At 63.0% G+C, this 10,749-nt stretch carries 4 protein-coding genes; 2 read left to right on the top strand and 2 right to left on the bottom strand.

The features are described 5' to 3' along the window. The first annotated feature begins 3 nt into the window (after window positions 1-3). The gene (locus P2T68_RS07060; protein WP_069075338.1) at window positions 4-486 is read left to right on the top strand and encodes a CS1 type fimbrial major subunit; all 483 of its coding nucleotides are present in this window, start codon (window positions 4-6) and stop codon (window positions 484-486) included. On the opposite strand, the gene P2T68_RS07065 is transcribed toward P2T68_RS07060, so the two are convergent. Together P2T68_RS07065 and P2T68_RS07070 are read right to left on the bottom strand one after the other, a co-directional pair. After that, on the bottom strand, window positions 483-3,560 hold the full coding sequence (locus P2T68_RS07065; protein ID WP_277379191.1) for a transglycosylase domain-containing protein: 3,078 nt from the start codon (window positions 3,558-3,560) through the stop codon (window positions 483-485). The genes P2T68_RS07060 and P2T68_RS07065 overlap by 4 nt on opposite strands. A gap of 82 nt (window positions 3,561-3,642) precedes the next feature. Continuing rightward, window positions 3,643-8,865 carry a hypothetical protein gene (locus P2T68_RS07070; RefSeq protein WP_277379192.1) on the bottom strand — a complete coding sequence of 1,741 codons (5,223 nt, stop codon included), beginning with the start codon at window positions 8,863-8,865 and terminating at the stop codon, window positions 3,643-3,645. Window positions 8,866-9,311: 446 nt separating this feature from the next. On the opposite strand from P2T68_RS07070, the gene P2T68_RS07075 reads away from it, so the two are divergent. Further along, window positions 9,312-10,730 (top strand): amino acid permease, encoded by a 1,419-nt coding sequence (locus tag P2T68_RS07075; RefSeq protein WP_102624598.1) that lies wholly within the window; start codon window positions 9,312-9,314, stop codon window positions 10,728-10,730. The last annotated feature ends 19 nt before the right edge of the window (window positions 10,731-10,749 follow it).

Consider the following 10,749-nt stretch of genomic DNA (forward strand, 5'->3'; position numbering starts at 1 on the left):
ACGATGCTCAAGCAACTGACAACCCTTGTCCTTCTGACCTTGCCGGCAGTCCCCGTGGCGTGGGCGTCTTTTATTCAGGAACGCCATAGCTTCGACGTGTCGGTAACCATTCCGGTGCGCGACGCTTATGTGCTGCCCTCGGAGTCCAACTGGATGGGCCAGGAGCAAGAGCTGGCCTGGAACCTGGTCACCTCGCAGCTCAGCCGCTTGCGCAAGCACTTCGACGTCAAGAACCTCAGTGGCGGTGTGGCCGCACGGTTGCTGGATACGCCCTATCTGCACAGCGGGCGACACCGTATCGACCTGCAGGTGATGTTCAATCAGGTTCCGCTGACGCTGGACAGTACCGAAGTGGTCGGCGCCGAGGTGGCCAGGACAGGCACGCGCGCCGAGCTGGAGATCGCGGCGATACAGCCCGACGACGGTTACCAGGGCGGCAGCTATTACGGCACCGTACACCTGATGTTCGACTTCCTGGCGCCTTAGGGCGTGTGCCCACCCGGTTGCAAATAGGGCATCAGGATCGGCGCCATGCCCTTGAGCACCTGCACGGGCAGCGCCGAGGTAAACGTGAAGTGCTGCGCCGAAGCGCCGGGCACAAAGGCGGTGAGGGTGCCGAAGTGATGCTCACCGATGTAAAACACAAAGGTCGCGGTGCGGTTGATGGATTTTGAGCTCAGGATCCGCCCGCCGCTGCCCATGGCTTCGATACGGTTATCGCCGGTACCGGTCTTGCCGCCCATGGCCAGCGGCGTGCCGTCGGCCAGGGTGAAACTGCCGGCCACGCGCTTGGCCGTGCCGGCGTCCACCACTTGTGACAACGCGCCGCGCAAGGCGGTGGCCACTTCACTGGGCATTACGCGCTTGCCACGGTTCGGGTCGTTGACCACGTAGGTTTCATACGGCGTGCCCTCGGCAAAGCGCAGGCTGTCGATACGCAGCACCGGCAGGCGTACGCCGTCGTTGAGGATGATGCCCATCAGTTCGGCGAGGGCGGCGGGGCGGTCGCCGGAGCTGCCGATGGCGGTGGCCAGCGATGGCACCAGGTGGTCGAACGGATAACCCACGGCCCGCCAGCGCTCATGTATCTCCAGGAACGCTTCGATTTCCAGCATGGTGCGGATGCGGCTGTCCCGCGCGCTTTGGTGCCGGCTCTTGAACAGCCAGCTATAGACTTCCTGGCGCTCGAATTCGCTGGCCTTGACGATCTCGCTGAAGGTCGCGTCCGGGTGGTTGAGCAGGTAGCCCAGCAGCCACAGGTCCAGCGGGTGCACCTTGGCGATGTAGCCTTGGTCCGGCAGATCGTAGGCGCCGGGGCCGTAGCTTTGGTAGAGCGTGGCCAGGCGTTCGTCGGTGAGCTTGTCGGTGGTCTTGATGCTTTTCAGGTGTGCGCGCACGAAGCTGTTGAAGCTTTCCTGGCTGGCCTGGGGCATCAGGTAGCGGTGCACGGCGGCCAGGCGGATCGCGGTGGGGTGCAGGCTGTCCATGAAGGTGTCGAGGCGCGACTGGGTGTCTTTGTTGCGGTACTTTTTCCAGAACTTGAGCAGGAACACCGTACCTTCGTGGTCGGCGAACCTGGCCAGGTATTCCTGGCGGCGCGGGTCGTTGTCGTCTTTGAGCAAGCGCGCGCTGTTGTCTTCGCCGGAGTAGGTGGTGTAGCGCACCAGGTCGCGCATCAGGCGAATGAAGGGCAGGTTGATCGACTCGCGCAGGGCATCGCGCAGGGTCGGGGTGCGGCCGTTGTCTTCGTTGCGAAAGTTATGGAAACGGTGCAGGCCGCCACCGGTGAAGAACGCCTCGCCGGGGTTGGCCGAGTAGGTGCGGTCGAGGGCGGCGTCGAGCATTTTCGACAGGTCGCGGTCAGTGTTGCGGATCAGGTAGTCCAGGGCCCAGCGGGAGAGTGGGTCTTGCTCGGGGACCGTGACTTTTTTCAACTCGGCGGGTGTCTGTGCGCGGTAGCGATCATGCAGTTCGGTGATAATTTGCAGGTAAGTGGTCAGCACCCGCAGCTTGGCGGTGGAGCCCAACTCCAGCTTGCTGCCTTCGTTGATGTCGAACGGTTGATCGGTGTTGTCGGTTTGCACCCGCACGCGCGCGCCATCGGGTGTCAGTTCGAACAGGGTGAAGCTGTAGCGCACCTGGGGCGTACTTTGCGGGGTGAGCAAACGCGGGCCGAGCAGGCCCGTTTGCCCGGCGAATACCGGGTCGGCCAAGTGCTTGAGGTAGTCGGTGGCCTGGGTTTGCAGGGCGTAGTCAAGGGTGCTGGAGGCGGCCAGGTCAAGGCGGTCGAGGTCATACAGCGGGCGGTTGAGCAAGGTGGCGAGACGGCTGCGAGCGACGTTGATCGCTTTGTTGGTCTCGACCGGTTGGATCGTCGGTTGCTGCTGCCAGTCGCGATAGGTGACGTGGCTGGCGAGGGCGGCCTTGGCCAGCGCCGGATCGATCACGTTGTTCTGCGCCAGCAGGCGGATATGGCTGTCGGTCAGTTGCGCCAGCTCCTCGCGGCCCTTGGTCAAATAATGCGAGGGTCGACGCTGGGCGATCATCAGCGACAGTACCTGGCGCAGCGCCAAGCCTTTTTTGGCCAGGTCTTGCGGTGCGTTGCCGGCCAGCAGGGCATTGACCTGGTTGAAGTCGGCGCCGTACCACACCCGCAGGCCTTCGGCCATGCCATGTACTTCGCCATGGCCCGGCACGGCCGACAGCGGCACGCTGTTGAGGTAGTCGCGCACGATATTCTGCCGGCTGCCCAGGGTGTTTGGCCCTGGCTGATAGGCGCGGACACTGGCGGAAATCATCTGGCGGATTTTTTCGCCGCCCGACAACGTCAGGCCATCGGGTGAATGACGATACTTTTCCAGTTGCGTGGCCAAGGTGCTCCCCCCCGCGGTTTGCCCAGGCAAATGCAGGAGTTTGGCCACCTGCGACCAGGCGGCCTTGGCGAAACGCGGCCAGTCCACCGCCGGGTTGGCCAGGGGTTGCCGGGGATCGAGCAGGTCACGGTCCTCGATAAACAACAGCGCTTGCACCACCAGCGGCGGGACCGCGGCGAAGCTGGGGTAGAGCTGTTGCGGGTAGGTGAAGGCGTACAGCGGCGTGCCGCGACAGTCAGTGATGCTCAGGCCGGCCTGGACTTTTTCCGCGTAGGGTACGAACAGCCCGTGTCGGGCGTAGTCCATTAACGCCGGGGAAAAACGCGCCTGCGCCTGGACCAGGTAATTGTGCTTGAGCAGGCGCGGTAGGAATTCATCGAGGGCGCTGTAACCCAGGCGCCGGTCAAACGGCCCGTCCCCCGGATAAACAACCGCGTCGCTGGGGCCGGGCTCCACGCGATAGGTCAGCGATGCCGCAAACGAACTCAGGTATTCGGCTTGCAGGCGCGAGGTGCGCATTTCCTGGCTGGCGGCCCAGGCCAGGGCCACCAGCGCGAGCAGCAGTACCAGCCATGCCACTCGCCACCACATGCTGTGCAAGCGGGGGCTTCGTGGCAATGGCGGTTGATCCGCGCTGTCGGCGTGTGCCACAGCGGGTTTCGAATCGGTTTGCCATAAAGCGCCCATAGTCGATTGATCCATTCACGCAGATTGATCGGACTTGGTTGAAGCTTAGTCGCTGCTGGCGCGGCGTGAAAATATTGTCCAGTCAGGTCTGTGGGCGTTTCAGGGCGGTGCGCAACAAGGTCAGCCAGCCGCGGTCGTGGGCCTGGACCCAGCGATAGGTGCCTCGGTCATTGAAAAATATGGACATGTCCTGAAGATACCAAGTGTGCATTTTGATCGTGAGCTGCGCCATGTAATCCCTGGCAGGGCTCACTATCCCCGCCCATGGATCGCAGATCCACAGGTCCGTCCAGGCGGCCTCACTGAAATCCACCGTGGGCGCCAGTGTCGGCGGCGGTGTACCCACGACCACGAACGCATGGGCGGGTGGCGTCATACCCCATACCCGCGCGGCGCCGCCGTTGAGCCGGATCAGCTCCGTCGCAACGTGGGCCATCTGGTCGCAATTGCCCGCGCCGGTCCTGAGGATCACCTCCGTAAAGTTGGGCTGGCCCACCCGGCTGTACTGCCACATCACCACGGATTCAGCGATATCCAGGCGCGCCATTTCTCCCGCGCCGACTCCGACGACATTGGACGGCCCGATACCGGTACTGTGAAGCAGGGCCACGGTGTGGGTATGGGCCTGTGTGGCGAGGTACTGGTTCAGCGTGTGCCCCGATTGAGGCGCGTAAGGTGCCCAGGTTTGCAGCCGTATCGGTTCGACCGCCACGCTCATCCCCAGGCGCCGGCCTTCGTCGCTGGCGTTCAGCAGCAGTTCGCGCTGCTTTATCACCCGTAACTGGCTGGCTTGTGCGCGAAGGAGTGCAATTTTTTCAGGCGTGAAATTGCGTTTGCTCAACTGCGAGTACAGCACTTCCAGGGTTGGCAGGTTGACCAGGGGGCGGCTTTGGATAAAACCACCGGCGCTCAGATAGTCGAGCTTACGTTTGCAGTACGCTCTGATCAGTTGCTCGTGTACGCCGCCCAGGCTGAAGTCCAGGCGATCGAGCCGCAGCGACGGGGCTGGATCGATGGCGATGACGTCGTAGAAGACGCCGGCATCGGCCTCCACTACCGTTCGCGACCTGGGCGCTGCCCCCGGAGGGTTGAGGTCGATCACCAGTGCGCGCAGGGTCCGGCGGTCATCGATAGCGTCAACCAGCCCCTCCAGTTCGACTACCCGGGTGTCGCGGGTGAGCAGATTGTCCACTTGATTGATGGGCAGGCCAAATTGCGGTTCATTTTCTATGAGTCGCCCGTTTACCTGGGCTTTATAAGCCAGCGGTGCGTTCATGGCCACCGGCGTCATTTCGAAATCGAGCACCTGGGGCGTTGCCTCATACAGCCTGCGGTTGTACACCAGTTTACGTTTGTCGGGGCCGACGGCGGGCGCGGGTATCAGGCGGATGTGCTCGATGGCCTGGGCCCTGCGTTGATGGATCGAGCTATTGAACGCCGCGAGCTTCTTGGTGAAGCAGATCAACGGGATCGGGCTGCGTTTGGTTCGAGTGGCGGCACAGGTGCTGTCGAAACCGTCCGCGGCCTTGAAGTAGGCCGGTGATGCCAGGTCGTCCAAGTGGGTGGGGGCGCGGTGATCGAGGCGCCGCACGGTGTTGCCGTGCAACAGGTCGGTGGCGTCGGAGCGTGGGATGAGCAGGGGCTGAGTCCCGAATAGACGGTCGGTCACCAGCGCCTCATACCCGTTGCTGGTGTGCATTGGGGTCACGCCGAGGGCGCTGTCCAGCCGGAAGTTATCCACCGCAGGGCCATAGGGCTTGGCGCTGAAGGGGTGGCAGGCGTGCCAGCGGTTTTTGTGCAGGATGGCGTTGAGGCGTACCAGGTCGCTGGTGTGCAACAGCGAGCCGCTGCCAATGTCGGCGCGGGCCAGCAGTTTCAGGTGATCGAGCAGCGGGATGTCGGCTACCAGGCGTTGAACTTGCCCAATGGCCGTATCGAGGATGCGGCGTGCGTCGACGCTGAGCTGGATCAGGCCGTTACGGGCCAGCCGGTAGAGGCCGGGAAGGCCATCCAGGGGGTTCAAGACGCTATGGAGAAAGGCCGTGCTCAAGCGACCTAGTTGGAGCAGCTTGATCGGCAGGGGCATCGTCCTTTTCAAGACCGCCAACGAGGCCTTGAGATAGCGCTGGGTGGGGAACAGCATCGTCAGCAGGTCGATAAAGCACGCATAACTTCCATCGATCATCCGGCGGGTGTCTCTGGAGGCGATGTCTTGGCTGCAGGACCAAAAGGGTACCAGGGATTTGAGACGGTCCAGCACGCGGTCCCAGCGTTGTTGAATGTGTTCGCGCTGTGTCGATCCCCGTGCTTGCCGACGCAAGGCATCGACTTCGAGGAAGAAATGCTCTTGCACGATGGCTTGGGCAATGGCGCGATTGACCGTTGAACCGTAGGTGAGCGGTGCCAACACGAGCGGGTCGGCAGGTGTCGAACGGCGCGACCACAATGTGTGGACGATGACCTTGGAGCGCACTCCCGGCCTGGGCTGGCGTCCGGTCGCGTACGCCTCCCAGTCCAGGGGCAGCTCATTGCCCTGCATCAGCGTGGTGATCGGACGGGTCGAGTGGGCGCCGCCGGTGGTCACCGGTATCGGCGTGCCTCCCTCATTGAATACCAGGGGCGGGCCACGGCGCTTGAGTGCGCGGTTCAACAGCGGGAAAAGCTCGTATTCGCACACCGTGGTGGGCGAGGTGCCGCGCAGGATCACGCCCATGCGGCCAATGCGGGCGATTTCCTGCTCCGGGCTGAGTAGCACGAGATCCTTGCCTGGTTCTTTTTTCAGTATCAGCAGCTGCAAGTCAGCCTGTTGCAGATGCAAGCGGTCGGCCAGGGGCAATTGCGCCAGCAGGTCTTCAATCGTGGCGCTGTAGGCCTCCTTCATGCGCTCGATATAGGCACCGAAGGCGTCGTCGAAGCGCTGATTGATGTCGCCCAGGCGCCCAAACGATTGACGCAGTTTCGCCAGGTCCACCTCAGGGTTGATGGACTGCCAACGGGTGTCGTCCAGCAGGCCATCCATGTGCAACTCCAGCAGAGAATGCAGGCTGTAGTTGCTGCGGTCATGATGATGCATTGGGAAGCGTAGGCTGCTGCCGGCGATCGGCGCGACGGGTCGCCACAGGCAGGCCGTGTCCAGCATCGGTTGCCCTGGAAAGACCTTTTCCAGGTCGGCCAGGGCAATGCCGCGACGGGTGGGCAGCTCGCTGGCGAAGGTGATCAGCGCATCTTTCAAGGCCTGCAGGCGCTGAGTGAGGCGTCTTTTCAGGGCCGTGATTTCGTCCGCCAGGTAGTGCCCATTCTCGCGCTCGGGCAGTTCGCCCTGGGCGATGGCCCAGTCCAGTAGCGTGCTGGTGGCGGTGTAGTCGCGCCACTGCTGTTGCTGGAGGGTCGCGGGCGGCTGGGACGCCAGGGCGATCATGTCATCGTAGGTCATGTGCTGCGTTGAACCGGGCGCCAGCGCCTGCGCCATCATCACGCCCTGCCTGAAGGTCATCCAGGTGATCGAGGTGCGATAGCGTAGGGTCATGGGCAGCGCCTGCACCAGAAACTCCGGCGCGACGCCGGCCAGCAACAGATGGGCCGCCAGTGGCGCGGCGGCGCTCGAGACTTTACAGGTGCGTACCAGGTGCAGCTCCAGGTCGCGGCGCAGATCGACAGGGGAGTGACCCCAGTGCGTGTCGGCGGCCAGGTTGAAACCGGCCAGTGTGTAACCGCCGTTGCCGGCCCCAGGGTCCAGGTCGAGGATCAGCGCGCTCAGCACCAGCAGGCCAAGGCTTGTCTGGCTGGCTGATTCGTCCGGGTGCTGCCCATACCAGTGCAGCGCCTCGATCAGTTGCTGGCCCAACCGACGCGCAGGTTCAAGGCTCAACAGGTGGGTGAGCAGGGCGTCGGCCTGCCGACGCACCTCGTCAGTGCTTTTGTCGTTCAGCAGCGTGCCGCACAGCCTGTCGAGCAGGCGTGGGGCGTTCTCCGGTTGCCCGTGGTTGACGCGTTGCACAATCGTTTCTCGTGCTTCGGTATTCAGCCGTACCGGGGACGGCGCCGTGGTGCTGAGCAGTGCATGGTAATCGCCGTAGAGGGAGCGTCGGGGCAGGTTCATTCGCAGGCTTTGCAGGGTGTCCTGGGCGTCGCCGGCCGTGTCCGGCGGGTCGAACTGGTGATGCTGCAACAGCTGTTCGAGGGTGAAGGGGCCACAGGCGGGACCGGCAGTGATGGCCGGGTGGCGCATGGCACCTGGGTGAAGCACGCTGGAGTTGCGGGCGGGGGTCAGTTCCACGCTGGCGGTATCGATAAGGGCGTCGCTGGGTTGGCCATCGATCAGGCCCGCCAACCCCACGGCCATGATGTCGCGGTCCTGGTCCAGGGCCAGCCATTGCAGGTGCTGCATCAGCGCGAGGTCGGAGTCGGCGAGGTCGTTGACCGGCAGTATCGCCAGCGGCGTCGACTGGCGTAGCGTGTTGACCAGTGTGCGGGCCTCTTCCGGGGTGTCGGGCACCGGCAAGTCGTGGCACCTCAGCAGTTGGGCAAGGCTGAACAGGCCACTCTGGTGGACGAAGGTGCCGAGTTGTTCGGCGACACTGATCAACGAACTCAGCCCGGCTTCTTCGGGCAGCTTCACCAAGAGTTCCACACCGATATCCACCAGCGTGCCCCAGGCGTTCTTGCCGCTGAGGCGCCGCGTGGCGGGATCGAATGTATACGCGCCGGGTTGCAGGCCCTGCACCAGGCCCAGGGCCAGAAATGCCGGGGTAGTGGTCAGGGTGTCGAGCAGGGCTGCACCGGTTTGCTGATGGGTGGCCCAAAACGAACCGGAGTCGAGCTTGAAGTAGGTCTTGTAGGAGGAATACAGGCTGAAATCTTCATCGTCGATCAAACCCTCCAGGCGGTCGGCGATCTGGCGCAGGTCCTGGTCCAGTCGCTTGAGCTGATCGTTCAGGCCCGACCTGGGGTGGGCGAAGGTGTCCAGTTGGTCCAGGGCCTGGGCGATGACCATCCGTTGCCCGCGATGCCGGGGATGGGGGTAACCGTAGAAATTCAGCACCTGTTGCGCTGGCAATTTCAGCTGGGTGGCGTCGCGTTCCACGCCCAGGCTGGCCAGGTCCAGTGGCAGTCGCGTGCGCACGTTCGGGCGGTCGAGCGTTTGCTGGTAGAGCCGCAGCCAGCAACCCAGTGATGAGTGGGCGGGTACCTCCACGGGGGTCGTGCGGGCATTTTTCAGGTGGTGGATCAACTCGGCCATCAGGCTACGGTCGGCTGCCTGGCGTTGTGCCTGGCCCTGCCTGAATACATCGAGGATGTCTTGCATGGTGTGCCTTCCTGGCAATTGTGAGTCGCCATCGTGAAGGGCCGGCGCCGGGCTGGATATCGCGAAGGTTCCGGTTTGCCTGTGGTCGGGTTCGGTGTTGTCAGTGTGAGGAGCCGGGTTTTATCGATGCCGGGTTTGACAGGGGCAGAGGCATGACTGTGCACCATTGCTGTGCAATACTCGCCGCCGTTTCCGGACGGCCAGGATTCGCTCCTCAAGCAAAAGCACTGGGTAAAAAGCGCTTTTGCCGCGACTTCCCGCTGAATCTTGTCGTTTATAGAGTGAAAAAAACTGGGTTGAGCTTTTTATACTGCCCCCCCACCGATCTGGCCCGACCAGACGCGTTCGCCCACGAGGCGCGCCCGGTGTGATGGCGTCATGGCAAACCCGTCGTGACGTCGTGCACGCGGTGACTCAATCCAATAACAAGACGAGGTTGTACCCCTATGCCAGTTGGCAACCACCTGCCCCATGGCGAGACCGCTCAGGGCGGTCCGCTCAAACGTGAATTGGGCGAACGGCATATCCGCCTGATGGCCCTCGGCGCCTGCATCGGTGTCGGGTTGTTTTTAGGCTCGGCCAAGGCCATTGAAATGGCCGGCCCGGCAATCATGCTTTCCTACATCATTGGTGGCCTGGCGATCCTAGTGATCATGCGCGCCCTCGGTGAAATGGCGGTGCACAACCCTGTCGCGGGTTCTTTCAGCCGTTATGCCCAGGATTATCTCGGCCCGTTGGCAGGCTTCCTTACCGGCTGGAACTACTGGTTCCTGTGGCTGGTGACCTGTGTCGCCGAGATCACCGCGGTGGCGGTGTACATGGGCGTGTGGTTTCCCGACACCCCACGCTGGATCTGGGCCCTGGCGGCCTTGATCAGCATGGGCGCCATCAACCTGATCGCGGTCAAGGCGTTCGGCGAGTTCGAGTTCTGGTTCGCCCTGATCAAGATCGTCACCATCATTGCGATGGTGATCGGCGGTGTCGGCATCATTGCGTTCGGCTTCGGCAATGACGGCGTGGCGCTGGGCATTTCCAACCTGTGGGCCCATGGCGGCTTCATGCCCAACGGTGTGCAGGGGGTGTTGATGTCCCTGCAAATGGTGATGTTCGCCTACCTGGGGGTGGAAATGATCGGCCTCACCGCCGGCGAAGCGAAGAACCCGCAGAAGACTATTCCGAATGCCATCGGTTCGGTGTTCTGGCGCATCCTGTTGTTCTACGTCGGCGCATTGTTCGTGATCCTGTCGATCTACCCCTGGAATGAAATCGGCACCCAGGGCAGCCCGTTCGTGATGACCTTCGAGCGCCTGGGCATCAAGACCGCCGCCGGCATCATCAACTTCGTGGTGATCACCGCGGCGCTTTCGTCCTGCAACGGTGGCATCTTCAGCACCGGGCGCATGCTCTACAGCCTGGCGCAGAATGGCCAGGCCCCGGCGACCTTCGCCAGCACCTCCAGCAACGGCGTACCGCGTCGCGCATTGCTGCTGTCGATCGGCGCACTGCTGCTGGGTGTGTTGCTCAATTACCTGGTGCCGGAAAAAGTCTTCGTCTGGGTGACCTCCATCGCCACGTTCGGCGCGATCTGGACGTGGGTGATGATCCTGTTGGCGCAGCTTACGTTCCGTAAACGCCTGAGCCCGTCGGAACAGGCCGGGCTGAAATACCGCATGTGGCTGTACCCGGTCAGTTCGTACCTGGCGTTGGCGTTCCTGGTGCTGGTGGTGGGCCTGATGGCGTACTTCCCGCAGACCCGTATCGCGCTGTACGTCGGGCCGGTGTTCCTGCTCGTGCTGACTGTGTTGTTCTACGTGTTCAAGTTGCAGCCGACGCAGACGGCCCAGGGTGAGGTCCGCCCGGTTTAACCGCGTGATCCGGGCGGGG

Source organism: Pseudomonas sp. G11, assembly GCF_029457515.1.
Lineage (GTDB): Bacteria > Pseudomonadota > Gammaproteobacteria > Pseudomonadales > Pseudomonadaceae > Aquipseudomonas > Aquipseudomonas gorinensis.